Genomic DNA, 24,408 nt, shown 5'->3' on the forward strand with positions numbered 1-24,408 from the left:
ATCAAACGGGTGAACAGAGAGGGGAGAGCATACTTGAGTTTTTTTGATAAATTCAAGGCCGGTGTGTCTGACGCCGGAAATAAAGCCAAAACGCTGGTGGAGATCAATCGGTTAAAGCTGCAAAACAACGGTAAAAAAAGCGACATCGATGAACAGCTTCTGGAAATCGGCAAGGTTGTATTTGCTGCAACCGAAGCTGGGAAGTGGCCGCCTGATCAGGAGAGTATTCAAAGCTACGTGGACAAGATTCATCAATTGAATTTTGAAATCGAACAAAATCTGCTTCATATCGCGAATCTTACGGATGAGAAGGTATGCAGAGCCTGCGGGAACAGCTCTGCTATGAACGCTAAGTTTTGTGCTCACTGCGGCCATACGTTCGAAGTGATTCAGGTGGAATCGGAAGAGCAGCGTAAAGAAATTCCCCTTCTGGAAGATGGCAGTGATCAAGAGGAGCCGAAATAGTGTGATTGGTCCAATTGTCCTCACTAGTCTAGGCGGGCCGATCGATTGGAACGGGATCTTATTCTCGCGTGCGTGTTGTGCCGAATAATAACACGAGCAGTGAAAAGGACGTCGTGGTCCTTGATGTCAGGATGAATGTTTTGGCTAAAGTTAGAGCCGCACCCTGGTTTGGGAATGACCGGGGGCGGCTTTTTCTTTTTGTCCGAGGTGAAGGAAGCTGCTAAACATTACAGAATGATTATAAAGGTGAGCTTACTCACCATAAAATCGTAATATAGTAATATTAGCTTACTAGCTGAGGGAGTGAGGACATATGCCGATGAACAAGGCCTGTAATGATGAGTTATTTCAACATGGGGATCGAAGGGTGTCAAGGCTGCTTAAGGGTAACGTTCTATGGCTTCCCGTCTGTGTATTTCTGATGCTTCTTGCTGCCGGGTGTAACAGTATGGACCCTGCGGAGGAGGACAATTCGCCGGAGAGTCAACCGAAGAGCGCATCCATCAGCATCGTTATTTCCAGTCTCGGGATGACATTCCCTGCCGGGATGGACGAGAATGACAATCCGTATCTGAATTACATTGAAGAGCGCACGGGGCTTGAGATCGGTGTTAATCTTCCGCCACCTGAAGTTTACAACGAGAAGTTGGATGTCATTATGTCCTCGGGCAACTTGCCGGATATGCTCCATACGTATGAACCGGTGTGGTTCGACAATTATGTCAAGCAACAGGCATTTATGCCGCTGGATGAGTTAATCGACAAGTATGGTCCCCATCTAAAGGAGAAAATTCCGCCGGAGGTTTGGGATCGGGTTCGATATGGCGGGAAAATCTATGCGGTTCCGAGCTTGAATGAGGTGACTGGGGCAGAGCTGATGTATGTCCGAAAGGATTGGCTTGATCGGCTTGGCCTGGAGCCGCCCGAAACACTGGAGGAATATTACGAAGTCATCCGTGCCTTTACGCTCGATGATCCGGACGGCAACGGCGTGCAGGATACGATCGGCCTTACCCTGATGTCGAAGTTGGGCAGGTCTTCCCCGTTCTTCGGCGCCTTCGGGACGCAGCGGAATACTTGGTTTGAACGGGACGGTCGGCTGGTGAACGGAAGCATTCTGCCTGAAACGAAGGAGACCCTCGCGTTTTTCGCCAAACTGTATCAGGAGAATCTGCTCGATCGGGAGTTTCCTTTAAACCTGCAAAATAATCTGTTCGAAAAAATAGAAAATGGCACGGTGGGCCTGTTCTCTGCAGCATGGTACGACACGCGGGGGCCGATCGCGGCTAACATGAGCAAGGATCCGGAGGCTGTATGGATGCCGCTTCCGTATCCCACGGGACCGGACGGATTTAAAGGCGTGGAAGGCAAGGATATTATCCGCGGCTACAATGTCATTCCCGCCGAATCGGAGAAAGCAGCCGAAGTGATTAAGTTTCTGGACTTTATCGCCAGCGACTATAAGACGCTGAAGCTCGGCTTCGAGAACGAAATCTGGCGTTGGGAGGACGGGGCGATCGTTACGGATTTTGTGCTTCACGACAAGCATTTGTACCGTGGCATTTACCAGTCGCTTGTTGATGTGCCGGACCAATTGCTGTTTAAGGAGCGGCTTGACTCACTAGGCGATTTCAACCTATACAACAACTTGCAGATGATTCACTCACATATAACTCCGAATGCATTCTATGGCGTTCCCACACCTGCCATGACGAAGTACAGTAATAAGCTTAAAAATCTGGAGGATGTGTTTACGAAGATCATTATGGGGCTGGAACCGCTGGATGCCTTTGATGACTATGTGAAGAGGTGGAAGGAAGAAGGAGGAGATGAAATCACGAAGGAAGTGAATGAATGGTACTCCAAACAATGATGTCGGCCGCCAAGAGAGGGGGGACTCGAATGATGGCGTTGACTCGCTGGGTCCGGGATCGGTTTTCGCAAAATATTCAAACCCGCTTGACCGGTTATTTTCTGCTGATCCTGCTGCCATTGGTCATCATCAGCCTGTTTGCGGTGGAACGGTCCCGGGATATTCTCTATGAACAGGCTGTCGAGCGGACGGAGATGGCGCTTTCGTCAGCGATGAATCATTTTGATCTGGCGCTGCAAAACGTGGAGGAGATATCTACCTTGATTGCAAGCGACCCTGGAATGAATGAACTGCTGAACAAAAACAGTACCAACTTCTCCCCTCAATCGATCGTGGATTTCTCGGATATATTGGAACAGTTATTGAATTCCGTTTCGGTGAACCGGTTTGTATCCCAAATTTCGGTGTATCATCAGGCGTCCAATAGGATTATCTCTACCCATTACGGCGGCAAAGAGCTTACGGGCGAGACGCAGCAGGAATGGCTTGTCGAAGCTGCCCGGAGGAACGGAACGGGGATTTCCTACGTCATGTCGGAAGCCCCTGTAGCGGAGGGAATCACGTTTGGGCAGATGACGAATACGGACAGCGTCTCCTTGATTCGGGCCATGGACCTGTACAACAGCGAGCGGCAGTCGAATCTGCTGGTGGTGTCTATTAACAAGAGCAAGCTGTTAAACATCATCAAGACGCTGCTTCCCTCCGAGAACAGCCGTATCGCCCTGTTGAACGAAAAGGGAGAAGTGGTGGTGGAGACCGGCAGAGTGCATGAGGATAACATTTCTGATAAGGATATGACCGTAACAATTGACTCGGATTACTCCACATGGCGCCTCGCGCTGGTTCAGCCGAAAAGCGAGCTGTACAAAGAGACCGATCAGCTGCGCCTGTTCACGGTTGCGATCATCGGGCTGAGCATCCTGCTGGCCATCATTATTTCATGGGTGGTTTACAGCGGAATTGCCTCACCTGTGTTGAAGTTGTCGCGCGGGATGAAGCGGCTCAGCAGCGGAGAACTGAATATTCATGTCGATACCAAGCGGAAGGACGAGTTCGGCTTTCTCATTCAGTCGTTTAATAAGATGGCCGTCGTACAGAAGCATCTGATCGAGGATCATTATGAGCAGCAGCTGCGATTAACGACGACGGAGCTGAAATTTCTGCAATCCCAGATCAACCCGCATTTTCTATACAATACACTTGATTCGATCTACTGGACGGCCAAAAACTACGATGCGAATGAGATCAGCGAGATGGTGATGAATCTGTCGAAGTTTTTCCGGCTGAGCCTGAACAAGGGCAGGCAGGTGTTCACGATTGAGGAGAGCATCACCCATTTGCACTACTATCTACGAATTCAGCAGCTTCGTTTCATGGACAATTTCACCGTGGATTATCACATTTCGGAAGAGAGCAAGCATGTCCCGCTCCTCAAGCTGCTTCTTCAGCCATTGGTGGAGAATGCCATCATTCATGGCATGGAGGGTAAATCCTCAGGAGGGAGCCTGGTCATATCCAGCAGGATTGAAAAGGGGCAGACCGTGGTCATCAGCGTACAAGATAACGGGCCGGGGATTAGGGAAGAACGGCTCCGTTATATTCAGCATGAACTGGAGATGATGGGCTCGCGCAGCGTGCCGGCGTCTTCCCAGGATGAGGAGCATGTGAAAGATCTGTTCGGCCTTCGGAACGTGCTGAGCCGAATGAAGCTGTATTATGGCAGGGAGGCCCAGCTCACGGTTCACAGTGTCTCAGGGGAAGGCACAACCGTCACGATTTCCATTCCGCTGGATCGCTGCAAGGAAGTTAACCTGAAGTAGGTACTCATATATAGATGCTCGAAAGGGGAAGACATAAATGAATCTCATGATTGTAGAAGACGAACCCCGGCTGCGTAATGCACTGGCTTACAATATCCCGTGGGACATGCATGGAATTGAAGTGGTCGGTATGGCTTCCAATGGCGTCGAGGCGCTTGAGCTTGTGAGTCGGAAGAAACCGGATATTATGCTGATCGATGTGCAGATGCCTGAAATGGATGGACTGACGCTCCTCGGCGAGCTACGAAGCCGGCAGGACATCAGCCGATTGACAAAAATGATCATTCTGAGCGGACATGATAACTTCGAATTCGCGCAGCTTGCGCTGGAATATGGGGTCTCCAAATATTTATTGAAGCCCGCCGGCGAGGAGGATATCCTCGAAGCGGTGCTTGAAGCGAGGCAGCAGCTGCGGGAAGATCTGGAGCAGTGGCAGCGCAAGGCTGCGTTGGAACAGAAATGGAAAGACAATCTCCCGCACCTGCAAAATCTATTTTTTATCCAATGGGTGAGCGGAAAATATACAAAGCAGGATGTTCTTAGTAAGAGCAAGGAATTATATATTCCGTTGAAGGAGAAAGACCGCATCGCGGTGGCCGTGGTGGACCTGGACCCGCTGCCTGAGCATGAGACACGGTTTCAACGGGGGGATGTTGAGCTGCTGCAGTTCACGATGCAGTGCCTGGCTAAGGAGCTGTTATCCCATCCCTCTCTCTGGATCACGTCGGATTCCGGCAGTATGCTGCTGGTGGTGTTGTTCGTGAAGGAAAATCAAGACGCTAAGGAGGCCATGCTGCGGCTGAATGCCGATGTTTCCAAGCTGCTCTTCCAGACGAAGGAAGTGCTGAAGTTGACGGCAAGTGCCGGCATCTGTGCTTCGATCGGGACGATTGAAGATATGAGCCTGCTGTATACGCAAGCCTGCCGGGCACTTCAGGACCGCGTCGTGTACGGACACGACCTCGCGATTCCTTACCGGGAGCAGCACAAGCGAGATATCCAGGGCGTGATCGTGCAGCAGAATCTGGAGAAGACGCTGGAGATCGCGCTTGAAACCGCGGACGAGACGAAAGCCCTGGAGGCGCTGAAGGGGTTATGGGAAGAAGCCTTCTCCAGATCCGAATCCTCGGATGAATTCCATGAGGCGGTTCTATACATGAACAGCTTCTTTACCCGAATGATCCAGAAGCAGGGCTGGACGGTAAAAAAAGTCGTTGGCGAGGATATCGATTTCTTCCAAAACGTCAAGCTGCTGAGCACTAAAATGCAAACCTGGTCGCTCTTGGAGCGCACGGTGAAGCATATCGTTTCCTTTATGAGCGAGCAGCGGAAAACGACAAGCCATCAGGTGGTGAAGGATATCCTGAACCTGCTTGAGGAGGAGATGGATCAGGAAATTACGCTGCATACGGTGGCAGATCGGCTCTATGTCAATTCTTCCTATCTCAGCCGGCTGTTCAAGCAGGAAATGGGGGTTGTCTTCTCGACCTATGTGCTGGAACGCAAAATGGAGCGGGCCAAGTCGCTGCTGCAGGAAGGACTTAAGGTGTACGATGCAGCTCGGCTGGTCGGGTACCGCGATGTTAGTTATTTCACCAAGGTGTTTCGGAAGTATTGGGGTGTGAATCCGGGGGAATTTAAAGGGTGAGCAGTGAGGTCGGCTGGGTTGTGAAGGCTTGAAAACCCATCGTTCTATGCCGCTGCGCGGTCGTATCGTTCCTTCAATCGCTGTCGTCACCGAAATTCCTGGAATGATGATTACAGCGGAAGAATTTCGGCTCCAAAGGCGACCACTATCGTTTTTCCGGAATCGATACGCCCTCTCCGCTGGTCCGTGGGGGTCCAAACCAACCCAAAAGCCTCCCCCCATGAGGGTGGGGGAGGGAGAGATGGGAAAGCCGCTGCGCGGTCGTATCGTTCCTTCAATCGCTGTCGTCACCGAAATTCCTGGAATGATGATTACAGCGGAAGAATTTCGGCTCCAAAGGCGACCACTATCGTTTTTCCGGAATCGATACGCCCTCTCCGCTGGTCCGTGGGGGTCCAAACCAACCCAAAAGCCTCCCCCCATGAGGGTGGGGGAGGGAGAGATGGGAAAGCCGCTGCGCGGTCGTATCGTTCCTCCAATCGCTGTCGTCGCCGAAATTCCTGGAATGATGATTACAGCGGAAGAATTTCGGCTCCAAAGGCGACCACTATCGTTTTTCCGGAATCGATACGCCCTCTCCGCTGGTCCGTGGGGGTCCAAACCAACCCAAAAGCCTCCCCCCCATGAGGGTGGGGGAGGGAGAGATGAGAAAGCCGCTCCGCGGTCGTATCGTTCCTCCAATCGCTGTTGTCGCCGAAATTCCTGGGATTATGATTACAGAGGAAGAAATTCGGCTCCAAAGGCGCCCACTATCGTTTTTCCGGAATCGATGCGCCCTCTCCGCTGGTCCGCGTGGGTCTAGACCACCCCAAAAGCCTCCCTCCATGAGGGTGGGGGAGGGGTGAATACGCAGCGCAGCATAGCATGCCGCTGTTACTTAAACAAGCAAACGAGCCGTTCGGGTCATACATCCCGAACGGCTCGTTTGCTTTTACCCCCAGCCCCAACCATCGGCAGGGCGGAAGTAATCACCCGCGCAGAATGGTTGAGGCTAGGGAGACCAAGCTCGGCGCAGAGCAGAGGAGGCCTTGCTTGGCATTCGAAACACGGCATTGCCGTGCTTCGAATGCCAACTTCATTCTTGAGTAAGCTTCAACGGAGCAGGCGGAATTGTTCTGGAGAAGCGTGAGCGGTCCCCTTTATCCCCGGATTTCAACATTCATTCATTCATTCATTCAGAAGAAATCCGGGGGTAACAGGGATCGGAAGAACAATCCGCATGCGGAGTGATGAACAAATCCTCTTTTTTCGATAAAGGGTCAAATGGGGGCCAGGGGTTCAAATGGTCCTAGGGTTTTGAAAGCAAATGGTTTGAATTTCAGTTATGAATTTCGGTTGGCAGCGATTAGCCGATCGTGACAAGTTAACACCTCATGAAACACCCGTCGTAACTTCATGACATAATTACTGACGTCCATTCCCCAACACAACATCATATTACCATAAATAGTAATGATCCTCGCCTACTCAGTCGCTTCGGCGGGAATTACAATTTGTAGTAACCAAGGAGATTGAATCAATAGAAAGGGGGAGACGAGTCGATGAAACCCACGATAGAACCATCGCCGGCACCGTATAGAGAGATGAAGAAAAAACGAGGGTATTGGGGCCGTTTAGGGTCGGACATATGGAAAGAGTGGGATCTTTATCTGCTGCTTGTACCGGGCATCTTGTTCATTTTACTGTTCAAATACACGCCGATGTACGGCATTACGATCGCATTTAAGGATTTCAACATATTCACCGGATTTGCCGACAGCCCGTGGGTAGGATGGAAGCATTTCGAGAAGCTGTTCACGTCGCCGGATTTTGCTCAGGTATTTAAAAATACGGTCATCATCAGCTTCCTGAAAATCGTGATCTTGTTTCCGCTCCCTATCATTATTGCACTGATGCTCAATGAGCTGAGGAATATGGTATTTAAACGAACGGTGCAAACCGTCATCTATCTTCCGCATTTCCTGTCTTGGGTCATTGTTGGCGGATTGTTTATCGATCTCCTCTCAACGAACGGAGGAATCGTCAACAAATTGCTGGTATTCCTGGGCATGGAGCAGATTGCGTTCTTCCTGGATAACAGCGTGTTCCGAGGCGTGCTGATCACCTCGGCAGGCTGGAAGGAAACGGGCTGGAGCACGATCGTATATTTGGCAGCGTTTACAATGATCGACCCGATGCTGTATGAAGCGGCGAAGATCGACGGGGCCGGACGATGGAAGCAGCTGTGGCACATTACGCTCCCAGGGATCGCCCCGATTATTGTCCTGATGTTCATCCTGCGGCTCGGGAACGTGCTGGAAGCGGGAACGGAACAGATTCTCGTCATGTACAATCCGGTCGTGTACCAGGTGTCGGATGTCATCGGAACCTATGTATACCGGCAGGGTCTCGGGAACCAGGATTACAGCTTCTCGACAGCGGTTGGTTTGTTCGAAGCCGTAATATCCTTCACATTGGTCATCATGGGCAATGCCATGAGCAGAAAATACTTACAGCGCGGAATCTGGTAAAGAAAGGGTGGCGCAAATGGATCACAAAAAAGCTTTGGAAGGAACAAACACCACCCGAGGTGTCATCCAAACGTCGTTTTCGGAAAAATGCTTCTCGGTATTCAATTATGCTTTTTTCATCTTGATGGGTTTAACGACCCTGCTTCCTTTCATGAACCTGATCGCGAAATCCTTGAGCAGCGAGGGAGCCGTCATATCGGGCCAGGTTGGACTGCTCCCGGTCGGGGTTCAATTCGAAACGTACAAGTATGTGCTGCAGGATTCCATGTTCTTGAATTCGCTCAAGGTATCCATTTTTCTGACGATCATCGGAACAGCTTGCAGTTTGTTTCTGACCACGCTGACGGCTTATCCGTTGTCCAAATACCGGCTGCGCGGACGAAAAGGGCTGCTGTTGATTTTCGTATTCACGATGCTCTTCAGCGGCGGACTGATTCCGACGTACCTGCTCATGCAGAATTTGAATCTGGTGAACTCCTTCCCGGTGTTATTCCTGCCGGCGATGGTGAACGTGTACAACATGCTCATCATTAAAAACTATTTCGAGGGGCTTCCGGATGAGCTGGAGGAGTCCGCCAAGCTAGACGGCGCGGGGAATATCCGCATCTTGGTCTCGGTCATTGTGCCGCTCTCGCTTCCCGTCATGGCAACGATCGGATTGTTCTTTGCGGTCGCTTTCTGGAATGACTATTTTGCGGCGATGATCTACATTACCGATCCGGCGATCAAACCAATGCAGTTGTACCTGAAGGAACTGCTGGTTTCGTCCAGCGGGGACTTCCTGAAGGATAATGTCGACGCCGCGATTAACGCAACGCCGCAGTCCATACAAGCATCTTCGATCCTGCTGGCAACAATCCCGATTTTGCTGGTGTACCCATTCCTGCAAAAGTATTTTGTCAAAGGCGTGCTGGTAGGTTCGGTTAAAGGCTAGATTTCATCAGGTTTTCTGAAGAGATCAGAAAGTATAAACTTTGGAGGATCTGCAGCCTATATCGCAAAAAAAACTACCGCTAATTATAATTTCCGGGGTCCCCGCAAGTACCTGAATGGACTTCGGAGCAAGGCCCCACTTTGTGGGGTTATCTTATAAAGGTGGTGATGCGCTTCGTATTGCTCAGATGGCAGAATTCATTGAATTTCTCAATCACAAGGAGGGTTATCCATGATCAAGATTAAAAAATCCGCGGTGTTGGCCGGGATTCTCGGATTCACGCTGGCACTATCCGGATGCGGCGGCGGGGGAGGCGGCACGACGGATACGCCGGCGGCTCAGCCATCGGACACACCGGCAAGCACCCCGAAAGACGACGGGAACAAAGACACAACGTCTGAAAAACCGGGTCTGCGCATGATTATGCAATATGGATTGTTTGATCCGAAGACCGAATACGTGGCCAAGTACATCCAGGAAAGAACCGGATTCAATGTGGATTACGAACTGCTGCCGGCCGAAAACGCGGATGAGAAGCTGAACCTGCTCGTATCCAGCAAAGATAACTATGATTTGGTGAAATTGAATGCACCCCAGTTCTACAATCTGGCCTCTGCGGGAGCGCTCGAGCCAATCGATGAGCTGCTTGAGTCTCATGGAAATTATATTAAACAATCCATAAAACAAGAGTCCTTTGGCAGTGCAACGATCGATGGGAAGATCTTCGGTATTCCAGAGACGGGGGCTGGCGTAAGCATCGGCGAGGCGCTCGTCGTCAGACAAGACTGGATGGATGAGCTGGGTTTGTCCATGCCTACGAACACCGATGAACTTTACAATGTACTTAAAACGATTAAGGAAAAGAAGAATGTCATTCCGCTCACCATGAGTAAAGAGTCCACTTCCCTTTATGGCGATATTGCCACAACATTTGGCGTTTTGACTGATTGGAAAGAAGTCGATGGCAAGCTGGTTCATCGAGCTGAACAGCCCGAGATGAAAGAATATGTTGCTTATATGAATAAGCTGTATAAAGAAGGCTTGCTCGATACGGAGATGCCAATTAATACCGCACAGAAATCGATTGAGAAGTTCTCAGGCGGTAAAGCAGCGATGTATAAGCTGGCCTGGTGGAATGCCGGGACGACGCTTGCTGCGCTAGAGAAGAACTTCCCGGAAGCCAAGACATCCGTCATTCCTTATCTGAAAGGCAAGGACGGCAAAGCCATGGTCGGGGTTAAAGCGAATACCACTTGGTATGTTGCTATTCTCAAATCCTCCAAGAATAAGGAAGCCGCTATGGATTTCCTCAACGCAAAAATGGAGCCTGAGACGTTTAAGGGCATCGCGCTGGGTAAAGAAGGCGTTCATCATGAAGTGAAGGACGGAAAGTACTATCCGATTCTGCCGATTTTCAATGATGAATTGAATAATGCAAGCAGTTTCCTGACAGGGGTAGACGAAGAGAAGTATCCGATTTACTGGCAAGCACGTGTACGTAAAGATCCTGTTCTTCAGGCGCATTTTGAAGAGTTCCAGAAAAATGCAGAAGGCATTATGGTTGTAGATCCGATGTCGACAGCACCGCCAATTGAAGCTGTATCCAAAAATCTGTTGAAATTGACGACCATGTTGGATGACAATGTGCTGCAATTCATTTCCGGAGCGAAGCCGATTGAATCTTACGATCAATTTCTGGCTCAATGGAGAGCCGATGGTGGAACCGACATGGTGAACGCAGCGAATGAATGGTTTCAGTCCACGAAGTAAATGATTCATTTGAAAAAGCAGTCTGCGCTGGCGGCTGCTTTTTTCAAAATTAAATAACAGAGGGGAGGTGTTGGTTGAATTTAAATGGTACCAAACGGTTCATTCTGAATAAGAGAAGGGTGGTAATCATTGATGTATCGTTTATTTCGCAGGCGGATCGCACTGTTTCTCAGTCTGTCACTGATCGTGTCCCTCATCGTTCCGGTTGGTTCCTCCGCGTTCGCGGATAACGAAATTTCCCCGGCGCAAAGTGCGGGCACGGATCCCGTTACCTTGGTCTCCCAAGGCGGAGAGATTCTGGAGTTCACGGATATCAACGTAGCAGGCGACACAGTGGAAGGGAAAAATGATTACTTGGCGCTGTACACAAGCGGGGTAGCGGTCACGGGTTCCGTATATACCGATGAGGTATGGGTGCCTACGCTTCATGTCGCGGTCTCCGTGGATGCGGGCGGCATCGTGCAGAATGTGGTTGGACCGGACGCTGATCCTCCGACTTCTTGGCCTCCGGGCACGCTACTGCCGATTCCGGCCGGTGGCTATGTTGTAGTGGCTGGCGGCACCAATGCGTGGGATCAATCCGTTTTTCAGAAACCTCTCTTCAATCTTAACAAAACGGGGGATTCGGTGAAGCTGATGCGGGCGGGCGAAGAAGTGACTGCAGCTGATTTCCTGCCGGAGCAGCCGGGACCGGGTCCAGGGCCGGATCCGCTGCCACCCGAGCTGCATCTGATTACGCAAACGGATACGACCGTGGATATTCCGGTCATTGAGATTGCAGGTTTTGTAGCGAACTATGCCGCAGATCAGGATTTAAGCGTAACCATTAATGGCGATGAGACTGCGCTTACGGCGGATGGCGTGTTTCGCATGAATGTTTATTTGGAGCCGGGTCCGAACGCGGCTGAGGTAAAGCTGTTCAAGGGAGAAGGCGAATTGGCCGTTCAAACGCTGAACATCGTGTACGAACCGATCGAGAATCAGGATTATATTGAAGTCGAAGCGGCACCGAAGGATATTACGATCGACATTGAAGGCCCGCGCAAGAAGCTGGACTATGTCGATAAGGATGTTACGGGCGTGCCGAATATTGTGGCGATTTTTACAAGGGATTACGGAAACTCCATTACGATTCCCCAGACCAATGTGGCCGTGCAGGTGGATGCCAACAACCGTGTGTTGCGGGTGATCAATCCTTCGATCAACGGCAAGCCGCCGGTATGGACCGGACCGACCGATCTTGAAATTCCCGAAGGCGGTTATGTGCTGATGGCACAGGACAGCAGCTACGCAGGCAACAACATCAAGCGCTATTTGGCCGAGAATTTTAAGGTCGGCGACATGATCAAGCTGCGAAAGAACGGGGAAGTGGTGCAGGTACGCGACATCATGAGCGGCAATGGTCTTATTGCACGGCTTACGCTGGATAATCAGACGATGTATACCGTAACGGAAGGCAGCACCGCTATCAAAGGGCGCATCGACAACATGGACGACATTACGGCGATCAAGCTCCTAGTGAACGGTAACGAGATTCCTTTTGAAGCGGATGGCACCTTTACTCATCAATATACGTTAACAAAAGGGACCAATTATATCGAAGTCAAAGTGTTGAAAAATGACATTGACCAGGATGTTCGTCATCTTGCGGTGTTTGCAAGACCTGATTTCTCCCCGGATAAAGAAGTCATACTATGGGTGGACCAGGCTTCCAATGCCAGAAAGTTTAAAACGAGCGAGGATGTTTTGGCATTTCTGCAAAAAGCCAAGGAAACGGGCGTTACCTCGGTGGCGTTTGATGTGAAGGGCGTTGAAGGTTATGTCTCGTACAAGAAGAACGATATGACGGGCAGACCTTACGTCAGCGAGATCAAGGCACCCGAAAAAGCGGGCGCAAGTCCGGATTTGGATCTGCTGCAGGAGTTCATTAACCACGGTCATGCGCTGGGATTAGAGATTCATGCGGCGATTAACGTGTTTGCCGAAGGATCGATTGCCCATAACGAGTATGCGGTTCTGAACGATCATCTCGATTGGGAGGAACGTGTATATTTTGCGGAGAACAATGGCGAGATCAAACGTCTGCGTGAAAGTAAAAAGCAGGGCTTGGTAGCCTTCGTCAATCCGTCCAATGACGAGGTTCGCAATTATCAGCTTCGAACATTTGAGGAGATTATTAAGAATTACGATGTGGACGGCGTTGTCCATGACCGGAGCCGATATGACAACGAAGGGGCCGATTTCAGCGACGAAACTCGCGTGAAGTTCGAGCAGTTTTTGCAGGCACGGAACAAGCAGCTTGTCAATTGGCCAGACGATATCTTCTACTATGAAAACAATGTTCGGGTATACGGTCCGCTGATTCAGGACTGGTGGGAATTCCGCTCGGGCACGATTCAGAGCTTCTTCGGCGAAGTGAAGACGCTGGTGGATTCTTATGAAGTTTCAACAGGCAGAAAGATCGAGGTATCCTCCTATGTTGGATCCTGGTATGAAACGTATTATTTGAACGGCGTGAACTGGGGCAGCAAGAACTTCCGGTTCGATCCCGCACTCGGCATGCCGGACGAATCGGTGTATACACCGGAATATTATGATACCGGGTATATCGAGTATTTGGATTTTCTGATGATTGGGGCTTATCAAACCACCAGCCAGGAAATTCAGAAATATATTACGCTCGGCAATATCGTAACGAACGGGGAAATTCCGCTGTATGCAGGCATTGCCATGAACAATGTGCAGGCACCTGCCGTTCAGCGCGAAGTGTTCCAGGCGGGGCTGAAGTCCACGAACGGACTGATGCTGTTTGACGCATCCCAGGTCAACTGGCCGATCGCGGCGGCGGCTCTCCAAGATAAGGAGTGGGTGAAGGATTACCAGCTGGGCATGAGTTTGCCGGGAAGTGCGGATTCGTTCCTTGAAGGCAATTTCTATAATATCAACCGGATCGAGGGCAACGTTAATGTGATGACCGAAGCCTTCGGATACTCTACGGGCACGAACCGCTTTGGAGTGGAAGTGGTGGTGGACAACACGGGCCACGTGACCCGCGTTGTCAACCGGAACCAAGCGATCAACTGGAGCTGGGGAGCGCCGGAAGAGAATAACAGCGTTATTCCGCAGGGAGGTTTTGTCATTTCCACCCTGGACCCGTCAGGCACGAGAACGCTGCGTCAGCTCGTTGCCAATGCCTACAATACCGGGGATCAAGTTCGTTCAGCCGTATTAAGCGGGTTGATGGACGACGAGGGCAAAGAGACGCGCGACAGCCAGCTTGCGCTGAAAGGGCTTGTCGAAGTTCTCGGGCCCGGCAAAGCGACTGTCAAGGTGAACGGTGCTGATGCCGCCGTGGCAGCCAGCGGTGAATTTACAGTTAATGTTCCACTGCAAACAGGCGTCAATTCGATCACCGTGGACGTATTTGTTGACGAATTCAAAACGAACAGTAAAACGTTTGAGGTTATCCGGACCTCTACCGGAGATGGCGGATCCAATCCGGGGACTCCGGGCGGCGGCTCCGGTTCTTCCGGTGGAGGATCGACAACGCCACCTCCTACACCATCAGAGCCCGAGCGGTTGAGCATCAAGAAAGAGACAGCATCTGGAGGCGGTACGGTCATCGTAGCGGATGCGAGCGAGAAGGGTATGCTCGGCGACGTAGAACGGCTCAGCAAACTGCCCGCGGCATCACGCGTACTTACGTATTCGGTGGCCGACGCTTCGGATGCCGTCGTTCTTCACTTGCCGGTGCAGGGGCTGAGCGCTGCGGTGAAGGACCTGCCGGGGGGCTCCATCGTGCTGGAATCCTCCCTTGGCCGATTGGAAATTCCGCTGCATTCGCTTACGGAAGCTTTACAACAACGGGGTACGGCGGAAAGTCTGCAAATTCGCATCGGTTTAGCTTCGAAAGAAGAAGAGGATCGGGTGAACGCAGCGTTGGAGGCAGGAGCCTCCAAACTGGATGCAGCGCTTGCCATTACATTAGCCTGGAAACAGGGTGACAAGTTATCGGAACTGCCAGCACTGAAGGGAGCTTATGCGAAGTTTACCAGGGCCCTGTCCAGTATCGTCAGTCCATCCCAAACGACGGTGCTGCGATTGGATTCAGCATCCGGCAAGCTGGTCTTCGTACCGGCGCTCATTCACACGTCGAACGGCAAATCCCAAGCGGAGTTTAAGTGGAGGGAGAGCGGGATTTATTCCGTAGTTTCCCATGCGAAGACGTTTGCGGATTTAAGCAGCCATTGGGCTCGCGAGGACGTTTCGCTGCTGGCCTCGAAACAATTGATCGAGGGATTAAGTGATACGCGTTTTGGTCCAAACGAGTCGATCACGAGAGCGCAGTTCACAGCGATGCTCGTTCGCGCGCTCGGTTTGAAGGATCAGGGAGTTCATGCGAGGTTCCAGGATGTGAAGGCAAACGATTGGTATGCAGCCGCTGTCGCTACGGCTGTGGAGCATGGGCTGATCGAAGGCTTCAGTAATGGTACGTTCCGTCCGAACGAGGAGATTACCCGTGAGCAGATGAGTGTCTTGCTGCTCCGTGCACTGAAGCTTGCTGGTACGGATCTGGAGACAGGAGATCCGGATTCCATCTTGGAAGGGTTCAAGGATCGCGAACACATCGCATCCTGGTCTGAAGAGGCCGTGTCAGCCATCGTCAAATCAGGGTTGATGGAGGGACGTTCTTCTGACCAGTTCGTTCCGGAAGCTCAGTCCACCCGGGCGGAAGGAGCCGTCGTATTAACCAGAATGCTGCAGATGGCAGAATTCATTAACCGTTAAACCGAAAAGGACCCGTTCGTTATTAACGAACGGGTCTTTGCATATATAAGGCTTTTGAAGTAACGTAACAGTGAACTTGACGTATTACCTTTTTTGAAGACGTCGTACTTGTCTCCATGGGGTAAGGGGAATCCTCAAAACAGCTTCATGATCAATCGTGGGATGTAGAGAATAGCATCAAAAATGAGAGTAGTTGTCATCTCCATTCGCTCCAATTTTGTTCTTCCGGGCCAGTTAATCTTTTTCATATGATGAACCTCATTTCAAATGAATTTGTTAGACTCGTATCGAATCAAATTCTTAAAGATATATACGCAGGGATTAAATGGAAGTTCCAGTGTATAGGAGGTAGTATATGTATAAACAAGTGTGAATTTTGGATTGCGGAGTTTCCGGCAGAAGAAAGCGTGATTAAAATGAAATAGAAGTTCAGGAGGTAGTAGAATGAGTAGAGATTGGCATGAGGATATGGAATATTGCAATAGGTTAGATGACAAAGGTCAGGGTCTTAATTCGCCAGAGGTTTTAAAATACTGGCTCCAGCAAGCAGCAGAAGAGAAGAAACGTGCAGACGAACTCGGTAAAGCAGTAGAAGAAGCCATCGAAATTTGTGAGCAGATGGAGGACTCAGATGACCCGTTAGAGCTCCTTGAACAAGTGCTGATTAAATTGCAATTGGTGGCGTCCTTCCAAGGGAGGAAAAAGCATACTACATAATTGTTGGCAATTGATAAAAACATTGACCCTATATCCTTGGTCGGGGTGGGGGTATATGGTAATATTTAACTATAGGCAGTTATACTATAAGGGGCTTTTAAAGGATGGTGTGATGGGCGGTCAGGTTACGGACCCCGAATCTGCGTATGTATCGTTTATTATTCGTTTACCTGCCGTATTTATTGAAAGGATATATAGCTTGAAAAACGGTTAAAGGAGGCTGAAATGGGACAAGAGAATGAAATACAAGAGCTTAAAGATCGATTGAATGCAGTGGAGCAGCAGTTGGAGAAGAGATCAAGGGGGTTCAAAGCGCTTCGAACAGGCGTAATCATTATACTCGTTATTTATCTGCTTATGACACTTATTGGGATATTTCAATTTGTAAGCAATGGTTAAAGGCTGCCTATAGGGCGGTCTTTTTCTTTTTCTAAAAATTAATCAAGCTTGCGGATTGGGCAGCTCCTGAGCAGGATTTTAAGCCAATCAAAGACGTGGATGAAGAAATCTGCGAAGATGCTCTTGAACAGTTCATTCTAAAAGAACGTCCTTCCTTCGAAGATAACCCACTGGATTTCCCTTAACCATCAGCGGCCAGCCGCTCTGAGTCACTCTCAACGGCCACGTTGTACGGTGGGTCAGTTACAACCAACGCCGCTTTAGCTCCATCCATCAACAGAGCAACGTCTTCCTGATCCGTGGCATCCCCGCATACCAAACGATGCTGGCCAAGCTGCTATACATCACCGCGCCGGGTTTCTGGCTCCTTAAGTGAGAGATCCGCACCGCTCTCCTGAAGCTCTTCCAATAACTAGGCAAGCGCTCCTTCATCCCAACGACCAGATACCTTGTTAAGGGCCAAGTTCAGCAACTTCTCTCGATCATCTACCGAGACCTCCAGCTCGGCCAGACCCGGCTCATGAACCATGATCTTATACCGCTGATGACCGCCGACCATGGCCGGTACGTTCGTTCCAAACGATCGGCTCCACATAGCCGAATTCTTCGATGCTATGCTTTAACTTTTCATATTCCGGATCTCCCGGCTGTAAATCCACTCTTGGGTTATAGGCTGCTGCATTGATTTGATCGATTGGCACGATTCTGATGTTCATGTTCTCTACCTGCATTGGTTTTATGGCAAGAATAAAAGTGCCCGAAGTTGAATAAGTAATTTACTTTTGATATGTTAAATCAAAACACGAAGAACCTCCTACAAAAATGAAAAGGGGATATTTATGTCAGTAATTATTGCAAAGGACGATTTGGAACTCCCTTGCCCTAACTGCAATGGAGAAAAATATGTTATCGCTAATGATGAAAAAGAACCTTGTTCAAAATGTGATGGAAAAGGTGTCATTCTAACTGCACTTGGGCAAACATTACTCCACTTTTTCAAAAAACATTCTTAGGAAACAGATCCTATAGACCCAGTGTCTGATGTTGTTTTGCAACAAAAAAAGACTGACTAAACAGCCGGTCCTTTTTTGTTTGTTTTTTTATTTTTGAGTAAATTGTCGATTTCTTCGGGGGCAGCGGATCCACTCTTATGACTTGTGATCAACTCTGGCGTATCTGCAGAACCTTAGAGTTGGATCCAGTAATCTGCGACGTCATTATACTGAGGTACCAAAAAGCTACCGGCATTGAGCCGATTCTCATTTCCAGAGCTGACCTGTTTTTGTACCCGGGGCGGAGTGTTCTTCCCAAAGCAAGCGTGAAAGGAGGAAAACCGTGTCATTACTGTGGCCGACAGATGAATATCAAAAGGAAGTTGAAGACATTATCATCCGGGGTGCCCTAACGGCAACATCACTAGAGGTGCATCGGGAAGAAGCAGGCGGGCAGGCTAAACGGTGATCATAACTGTTATTGTAGACTCTGGCGGAGCGAAAAGTTATGACCACCAGCCATGTCGCTCAGTTATGTGCGCCGGGAGCTGAAGACAATCAATGCCGAGCGGTGTAGCTTGCCCGGTTAAGACGATCAGCCAAGCGATCCCCGCCCCTATTCCAGTTCCTTTCGGATCAGCTCCAGCATATCGCCGGCAAACGCGATGAGTTCATTGGGAGAGTCCGCAGGATTCTGGGTTCCGCCGCTATATTGATGCAAGGCACGCTTGATAATCGGATGATACTTGGAAGGAAGCGTGAGCAGGCCCCATTCTCCGCCTTCTTTTTTGGAGGAGACAACGCCTTCCTTCAGATAGTACAGCATCCGGCACAGGTTTAGCGTGTAGTACATAGGGGAGCCGGTGATGTCTTGTCCCGCACCCTCCACGTCATGGAGGATGGCTTGTATGTAATGCTGCCGGTCAACGGATGTAAAGACCTCGTGAACCGGTTTGCCGTACAGGGCAATGCCCCGATGAAAGATCACGGTGTAATGGGCGGCCAGGTCGGCGTCTTGGAACCCGCCGCATAGGTAATCGTCATCGGTCAGGTACTTCTCGCGATGAAAGGCGGAATAGTGGAACTCGAATGGAGGCGGATAGACGGTCTCCTGCAGACTGGATTCCAGGACAAGGCTCAGCTCCAACCCCTGTTGATTGGGCATACCATCATGGAACGCTATGATTTTTTTGGCCAACCGCCTCATATGATCCCGGGTCAGCTTGTCCTCAACCACGACCAGCAGATCGATATCGCTTGTGTCCGGGTTGAAGCAGCCCATAGCTAACGAGCCGTGCAAGTAAATGCCAACCAGATTGCCGCCAAGCTCCTCCTTAAACAAATCGACCGCTTGATCCAAAACCCATTGTGTGTCCAATTGAAACCCCACCTTCACCTAGTATGATATTCATCCATTATGTTCGGGGATTCTTTTCTTTGTCAATTAATCGATCCGTTCGTCCGTTTATACTTGGAATTGGGGCAGGAAGTCTAATAAAGCAAGCAGGGGATTCAAACATACATATCGAAGTGAACACGTGACTATGTTTTTTGTTGAAAGGACGGAGTTATGAATACTTTTCATGATGACCAACCAAGCCATATCGAGGTTTACGCAATCCAGAATTCGGACCAAATTCGCGATGAGACGTTCCGTGCCTTGTTCCAGACGTTATCGCCTGATCGACAGGACTATGTGTCCAAATTCAGAAGAGCGAGCGATTACCAACGATCGGTGCTTGGTGATGCCATGGTCCATCGAATCCTTCGGGATAAGCTGGGACTTGATCCGATGCATATAGAAATCATAAGGAACGCATATGGCAAGCCATCCTTAAAGCATCATGACAATCTGCATTTTAACGTCTCCCATTCCGGGCATTGGATCGTGTGCGCCGTTAGCCACGAGCCGGTTGGGATTGACGTGGAGAAAATGGGAGCCATCGATATGGATATCGCCAAACGCTTTTTCCATAAAACCGAGTTTAACGCGCTGTTACACTGTGATCCTTCCGTCCGGCTTTCCCGCTTCTTTGATCTATGGACGTTAAAGGAAAGTTATATCAAGGCTGTTGGCAAAGGCCTCCATTTGCCCCTGGATTCTTTTGCATTGGAACTGCTGGGAGGGGAGTGGGCACCTGTGCTTGGGGAGAACGGAGAGACTTACTATTTTAAACAGTATGCGGTGGAAGAAGGTTACAAGCTGTCGGTGTGCGGCATTAGCCGTCATTTCCCTAAGAACGTCCAATTCGTAACCGCTGAGGAGTTATGAACGGAACCAGGAGAAAACCAGCCTAAGGACGATGCCCTTGAGCTGGTTTTTTAGCATTTCCATTGTAGTTGATGATCAGACAGGACGCAGTGCCGGCCATGTCAGCTCGATTCCTTCGCTGACGAGCTTTTGCTGGAAGCTGGCCAGTCTTTCTTCATCGCTCCGCACATCCGTCGGCAGAATATCATGGTCTAGGCAATAGCTGACACAATATCCGGCGGCCTCGCCAATGTTCCATTCTACGGGATGCAGCCGGTAGCAGCCGTTCGTAATGTGGGTGACCCCGATGTTTTTGCTGGCGGCCAGCACATTCTTCATCCGTTTCGGAATTAAGCTGCCCAGCGGGATTTGGAACGGCAGGGACGAGATATCAATGTAGGGGCGCTCGCCCGTGCTCGGATGCAGATCGATCCGGTAACAGCCGATGCCGACGGAATCAGGGAACGTTTCCGAAGCTCCGTCCGGCCGCGATTCGGTTGCCACATGCTGCTCCAGCACCGTAAACTCGGCCTGAATTCTTCTCGACTCACGGATGTAAGGATACATGGCCATCCCGTCTTCCGTTCCGACCACATCGGGACGCAGGCGCAGCCCGGGATAACCCTTCCCGCCGTCCGGCCGCGGCACCTCGGTCTGCAGCCAATACAGCAGGGACAAGCTAAGCTGCTTGGCTTGATAGATATGATGGTCAGCCTCTTCCTTCGGAACATCGATAATGGAGCCGAGCCAGTAGTCGTTCTGCGGCCAGTTCACAAGCGACACCGAGCTGTCGAACGTACCCTCTGCAAAATGCTTCGGATCCAGGATTTGACGGTATTGATAAAGCGGGAACTTGCCGTGTCCCGGGAAAATCCCATACTCGATCGGCTCATTCGTGGACGGCTTGACGGCGGTCAGGCTTAACAGCTTATCCGGCCAGAATTCGGGTTTATACTCCCGCCAAAAATCGTAAAGGGTAGGCTTCTCGATGGTGTGGTCCTCACCCTCCAGATAATCCACGGCAAAACAATACGTGAAGCCCTGCATGTCCTGCGGCAGCGGATCGCCGTCAACGGCATGCGGTTCCCCTGTCTGGGACTTGGACTCGGCGCCGGTAACATACTCGATACCCGCCAGCGGAAGCAAATCGCCGAGCTCGGTGGCATCCACGAAGAACGGGGCGCGGAGCGCGATTTGATCCTGCGTTTCAAGATGACGAACGGTTACGCTGTTCACGCGATCCTCTGAAACGTCGGCAGACTCTGCCGCATACTGATACAGGATCGTAAGCCGTCCGCTGTGAATGTACGGGGCCAGCATTTGATGCAGCACGGCGAGAGCCGTGCGCGGCTCATGGCACAGCCGGCTGACGATGCCGCTGCCGGGGTTCAATTGCACATTGGATCTGGCCTTGGGAGTCATGGGAAAAAAATCGCGGTAGTACTGGCGGACACCTTCGCGGAACTGCCGGTAGCTGCGCGTGCAGCCAAAGGATTCAATCCACGGATGCTCGTCGGGCGGAACCGCCTGGCTGGTTAGCTGTCCCCCGATCCAAGTGGTCTCTTCGGTCATGATGACCGTCTTTCCTGATTTAGCGGCGGCAAGTGCGGCGGCTGTTCCTCCGGTCCCGCCGCCGATAATGACGATATCGGCCTGCATTTCTCGTATCATTGACAGATTCTCCTTTTGGGATAGTTTCATAAATGATCAACAAGATCAGCACAACAAGTGACTATTTCTAATTGTAGATGCTTACCCTTAGGAAAAGTACAGGAAACAGGTGACCTTTTTTGGTAATCTGATGCCGTTTTACAAGATTTATTGTCCGGTTTTGTATTTGCCGCGATATTGCCCGGGTGTCATCCCCTCCAACTTACGGAAGGACCGGATAAAGTTCTGCGAATTGTTGTAACTCAGCTTCTCCGCAATATCCTTAATGGGCATATCGCTTTCGACAAGCCATTTCTTGGACATTTTGAAGCGGTACTGGGACAGGTATTCGCTGAAGGACATATTGGTCTCTTTTTTGAATACGCTGCTTAGATAAAAATTGTTGTAATGGAGGCGCGAAGCACATTCCTCGAGCGTAATATTGCGGTCAAACTCATTACGGATGATCTCGATCATCTGCTCGGAGAGATTCTGATATTGAGAGTCCTGGCGATCCCGGAATACACTGACCATCGGCCGGATGATGCGGGATTTAAACCAGCTTTCGATATCATGATTGGTGTAGAGCCGAAGAAGCTCCTCTACAAGAGAGCTGTCCCGGATGTCGAGCTGCTCGAGCATGATCCCATTCTCCTGCATCACGATCATGAGATCATTCAACAGCCGGATGAGCGAGATTTGATAATCATGCGGGGTCCGATCCTTCCGAAACACTTCGTGCAGCCACTGCTTCAGAAACTCTACGGCTCGATCTTCATCGGCCAGCTTGATGGCATCAATCAGCTCGTTCTCCACCTGCATCGGGTAGAAATAGACCCGGGTGTGCTTGCCTGAATTCAGGCTGAAATAAGGGATAATGACACCGGTCCCGAGCTTGATGCGGTGTTTCAGGGCTTCAAGCCCTTCCTGGTAGGCGCGCGACGTTTTGGACAGGTTGTCGTAAGGCAGGCTGATGCCGATGCTGACCTCCAGATCGAGAACACTGCGCGTCGTCTTCTGGATCTCCTCCGATAATGTATACATATAGTCATTGAATGCTTCCAGCGTGATACCGCCTCGTCCGATGAGCGTAACCTGCGTGAGATCGATAATGACAGAGGGGAGGCGATGGGAGGAGGGGATCATCTCCTCAATGATATTGTTGATGGCAAACAGCAGCAGATCACGATCCTTGCGTTCATAGCGGGTTTCGTCCAGCATATCGATCTGAAGGGTAAATACCGCCAGATGCTCCCAAGCGGATATTTGCTCCTTGAAGCCGAACAGCCCGATCTGCTCCATCACTTCGGGCGGACTGCTCTTCCCCAGAAACAGCTTATGGAGGAAAAAGGTGCGTACCTGCTGGCTGGTCTGCCGAAGCTCGCTGCGGAGCTTGGTGTTCGAATGGAACATATCCCGGATATGTTCGTCGATGATTTGCAGCTCGCTCTTTTTGTTGGCTTGGATTTCCGGCAAACGCTCCACGATATTTTCAAAAATGTGCCGGATGGGCGTGTACATCTTCCGCGTTCCAAGCCATACCAGCAGAATGCTGAAACCGATCATCAGCATGCAAATATACAGCGTAAACCAGCCGATGGAGCGGGACTCCTTCGTAATGACGGACATTTCGGTAAACGAGGCATACAACCAGCCGTTAAAATCGGACCGGACGTACGTAACGGACACCGGCTTGTTGTCGATCCTCGTCTCGAACTGCCCCGATTTATTGTCAAAATGGCCCAGCTCCGCCTCCTCATACCCGGTATCGGTCAGATATTGCCCGAGCTTTCCTTGCTCGGGATGTACAACGATCCGGTAATTGTGGTCCAGAACCATTACCTCCCGGGATTCGGAAGGGGTATCCATCATAGCGGCGAGACTGCAGCTGGGAATGGTGGCGAGCGCGACACCCCGGGCGCTGGAGGAGGAGAGCGGCATTTTCTTCGCAAGCGCAATCGTGTAGGGGCAGGCATAACTGAGCGTATCGCTGGACCCGAGGGATTCCGTCTCGAGCATCACCCAATTGGAGTTCCCTTGAAGCTCCATGAGTGTCAGCAGCGCATCCTTGGAAGCGTATTCATTAAATTCGTACATGCCCCGGTTATTGATCAGCCAGTTGGTTGTCGTATTCGCAAGGATGACGTCCGTAACCTTCGTCTCGGGAGATTGCAGTAGACTCATCTCTTCTCTCAGCTTGTTATACAATTGGAAGTCATAGTAGGACAGGGGCCGATACAACGCGCTTTGCAGAATATTGGAATTAATGACGTAATTCAGTGTATAATCCACGGTCCGCAGCACCTGTTCGAGGTTGCTGTTGGTTTGATTCATAATCTGGATATTGCTGCTGTTGACGTGGTTTTGAACGGAGGTGGATGATTTCATGAACGAGAAGAAGCCGAGGGCCACAAGAGGAATGATGCTGATGAAACAGCCGAACAGGACCATTTTAGAATAATAGCTACTTTTTGGATGCAATAGATACACCTTCCTGTTTAACAAAGTGTATAATCATTGTATGGGCAACCCGGGTTACATTCAATAATCATTTCGAAAAGAATAATCACTGTATTTGATCATCATGACTT

At 50.4% G+C, this 24,408-nt stretch carries 16 protein-coding genes and 2 pseudogenes; 14 read left to right on the forward strand and 4 right to left on the reverse strand.

Going from position 1 to position 24,408, the window contains the following annotated elements; translation table 11 throughout:
- The first annotated feature begins 33 nt into the window (after positions 1-33).
- The 10 genes from MKY48_RS09155 to MKY48_RS09200 all read left to right on the forward strand — a co-directional run bounded on the left by MKY48_RS09155 (position 34) and on the right by MKY48_RS09200 (position 16,924).
- Complete coding sequence (locus MKY48_RS09155) at positions 34-465, forward strand: zinc ribbon domain-containing protein (RefSeq protein WP_339271852.1); 432 nt, start codon at positions 34-36, stop codon at positions 463-465.
- A 313-nt stretch (positions 466-778) separates the two neighbouring features.
- On the forward strand, positions 779-2,338 hold the full coding sequence (locus MKY48_RS09160) for an extracellular solute-binding protein (RefSeq protein ID WP_339292785.1): 1,560 nt from the start codon (positions 779-781) through the stop codon (positions 2,336-2,338).
- Positions 2,339-2,367: 29 nt separating this feature from the next.
- Positions 2,368-4,158, forward strand: a complete 1,791-nt coding sequence (locus MKY48_RS09165; RefSeq protein WP_339292786.1) for a sensor histidine kinase — start codon at positions 2,368-2,370, stop codon at positions 4,156-4,158.
- A gap of 37 nt (positions 4,159-4,195) precedes the next feature.
- Positions 4,196-5,806 (forward strand): response regulator, encoded by a 1,611-nt coding sequence (locus MKY48_RS09170; RefSeq protein WP_339271855.1) that lies wholly within the window; start codon positions 4,196-4,198, stop codon positions 5,804-5,806.
- Positions 5,807-7,347: 1,541 nt separating this feature from the next.
- Entirely contained in the window at positions 7,348-8,316 is a 969-nt protein-coding gene (locus MKY48_RS09175) for an ABC transporter permease subunit (RefSeq protein ID WP_339292787.1), read from the forward strand.
- A gap of 16 nt (positions 8,317-8,332) precedes the next feature.
- On the forward strand, positions 8,333-9,250 hold the full coding sequence (locus MKY48_RS09180; protein ID WP_076320516.1) for a carbohydrate ABC transporter permease: 918 nt from the start codon (positions 8,333-8,335) through the stop codon (positions 9,248-9,250).
- A gap of 231 nt (positions 9,251-9,481) precedes the next feature.
- A complete protein-coding gene (locus MKY48_RS09185; protein WP_076320517.1) occupies positions 9,482-11,020 on the forward strand; it encodes an extracellular solute-binding protein in 1,539 nt (512 codons plus the stop codon).
- A gap of 132 nt (positions 11,021-11,152) precedes the next feature.
- Positions 11,153-15,808 carry an S-layer homology domain-containing protein gene (locus tag MKY48_RS09190; protein ID WP_339292788.1) on the forward strand — a complete coding sequence of 1,552 codons (4,656 nt, stop codon included), beginning with the start codon at positions 11,153-11,155 and terminating at the stop codon, positions 15,806-15,808.
- A 444-nt stretch (positions 15,809-16,252) separates the two neighbouring features.
- Positions 16,253-16,525, forward strand: a complete 273-nt coding sequence (locus MKY48_RS09195) for a hypothetical protein (RefSeq protein ID WP_339292789.1) — start codon at positions 16,253-16,255, stop codon at positions 16,523-16,525.
- A 225-nt stretch (positions 16,526-16,750) separates the two neighbouring features.
- Positions 16,751-16,924 carry a hypothetical protein gene (locus MKY48_RS09200; protein WP_339292790.1) on the forward strand — a complete coding sequence of 58 codons (174 nt, stop codon included), beginning with the start codon at positions 16,751-16,753 and terminating at the stop codon, positions 16,922-16,924.
- A gap of 184 nt (positions 16,925-17,108) precedes the next feature.
- Here the strand turns inward: MKY48_RS09200 and MKY48_RS09205 are convergent.
- Positions 17,109-17,640: pseudogene (locus MKY48_RS09205) on the reverse strand (ParB N-terminal domain-containing protein); the annotation flags it as partial.
- Between the two features lie 123 nt (positions 17,641-17,763).
- On the opposite strand from MKY48_RS09205, the gene MKY48_RS09210 reads away from it, so the two are divergent.
- The 3 genes and pseudogenes from MKY48_RS09210 to MKY48_RS09220 all read left to right on the forward strand — a co-directional run bounded on the left by MKY48_RS09210 (position 17,764) and on the right by MKY48_RS09220 (position 18,385).
- A complete protein-coding gene (locus tag MKY48_RS09210) occupies positions 17,764-17,937 on the forward strand; it encodes a tryptophan RNA-binding attenuation protein (RefSeq protein ID WP_098742648.1) in 174 nt (57 codons plus the stop codon).
- 101 nt (positions 17,938-18,038) lie between these two features.
- Positions 18,039-18,191, forward strand: a pseudogene (locus MKY48_RS09215) (DNA modification methylase); the annotation flags it as partial.
- Between the two features lie 68 nt (positions 18,192-18,259).
- On the forward strand, positions 18,260-18,385 hold the full coding sequence (locus MKY48_RS09220) for a hypothetical protein (RefSeq protein WP_339271862.1): 126 nt from the start codon (positions 18,260-18,262) through the stop codon (positions 18,383-18,385).
- Positions 18,386-18,532: 147 nt separating this feature from the next.
- Here MKY48_RS09220 and MKY48_RS09225 read toward each other — a convergent pair whose 3' ends face one another.
- A complete protein-coding gene (locus tag MKY48_RS09225; RefSeq protein WP_339292791.1) occupies positions 18,533-19,294 on the reverse strand; it encodes an aminoglycoside adenylyltransferase domain-containing protein in 762 nt (253 codons plus the stop codon).
- A gap of 192 nt (positions 19,295-19,486) precedes the next feature.
- On the opposite strand from MKY48_RS09225, the gene MKY48_RS09230 reads away from it, so the two are divergent.
- Positions 19,487-20,188, forward strand: a complete 702-nt coding sequence (locus MKY48_RS09230) for a 4'-phosphopantetheinyl transferase superfamily protein (protein ID WP_339292792.1) — start codon at positions 19,487-19,489, stop codon at positions 20,186-20,188.
- A gap of 75 nt (positions 20,189-20,263) precedes the next feature.
- Here the strand turns inward: MKY48_RS09230 and MKY48_RS09235 are convergent, their stop codons facing one another.
- A complete protein-coding gene (locus tag MKY48_RS09235) occupies positions 20,264-21,838 on the reverse strand; it encodes an FAD-dependent oxidoreductase (RefSeq protein ID WP_339292793.1) in 1,575 nt (524 codons plus the stop codon).
- A gap of 147 nt (positions 21,839-21,985) precedes the next feature.
- A complete protein-coding gene (locus MKY48_RS09240; protein ID WP_339292794.1) occupies positions 21,986-24,298 on the reverse strand; it encodes an AraC family transcriptional regulator in 2,313 nt (770 codons plus the stop codon).
- Positions 24,299-24,408: the final 110 nt, after the last annotated feature.

The organism is Paenibacillus sp. FSL W8-0187 (genome assembly GCF_037969755.1).
Classification (GTDB): Bacteria; Bacillota; Bacilli; order Paenibacillales; family Paenibacillaceae; genus Paenibacillus_AQ.

Bases quoted from the DNA above. Each gene is read 5' to 3' on its own strand.
- MKY48_RS09195 (WP_339292789.1), top strand. From the start codon at position 16,253: ATGAGTAGAGATTGGCATGAGGATATGGAATATTGCAATAGGTTAGAT.
- MKY48_RS09190 (WP_339292788.1), top strand. From the start codon at position 11,153: ATGTATCGTTTATTTCGCAGGCGGATCGCACTGTTTCTCAGTCTGTCA.
- MKY48_RS09200 (WP_339292790.1), top strand. From the start codon at position 16,751: ATGGGACAAGAGAATGAAATACAAGAGCTTAAAGATCGATTGAATGCA.
- MKY48_RS09235 (WP_339292793.1), bottom strand. From the start codon at position 21,838: ATGATACGAGAAATGCAGGCCGATATCGTCATTATCGGCGGCGGGACC.
- MKY48_RS09165 (WP_339292786.1), top strand. From the start codon at position 2,368: ATGATGGCGTTGACTCGCTGGGTCCGGGATCGGTTTTCGCAAAATATT.
- MKY48_RS09185 (WP_076320517.1), top strand. From the start codon at position 9,482: ATGATCAAGATTAAAAAATCCGCGGTGTTGGCCGGGATTCTCGGATTC.
- MKY48_RS09175 (WP_339292787.1), top strand. From the start codon at position 7,348: ATGAAACCCACGATAGAACCATCGCCGGCACCGTATAGAGAGATGAAG.
- MKY48_RS09180 (WP_076320516.1), top strand. From the start codon at position 8,333: ATGGATCACAAAAAAGCTTTGGAAGGAACAAACACCACCCGAGGTGTC.
- MKY48_RS09230 (WP_339292792.1), top strand. From the start codon at position 19,487: ATGAATACTTTTCATGATGACCAACCAAGCCATATCGAGGTTTACGCA.
- MKY48_RS09170 (WP_339271855.1), top strand. From the start codon at position 4,196: ATGAATCTCATGATTGTAGAAGACGAACCCCGGCTGCGTAATGCACTG.
- MKY48_RS09160 (WP_339292785.1), top strand. From the start codon at position 779: ATGCCGATGAACAAGGCCTGTAATGATGAGTTATTTCAACATGGGGAT.
- MKY48_RS09210 (WP_098742648.1), top strand. From the start codon at position 17,764: ATGTCAGTAATTATTGCAAAGGACGATTTGGAACTCCCTTGCCCTAAC.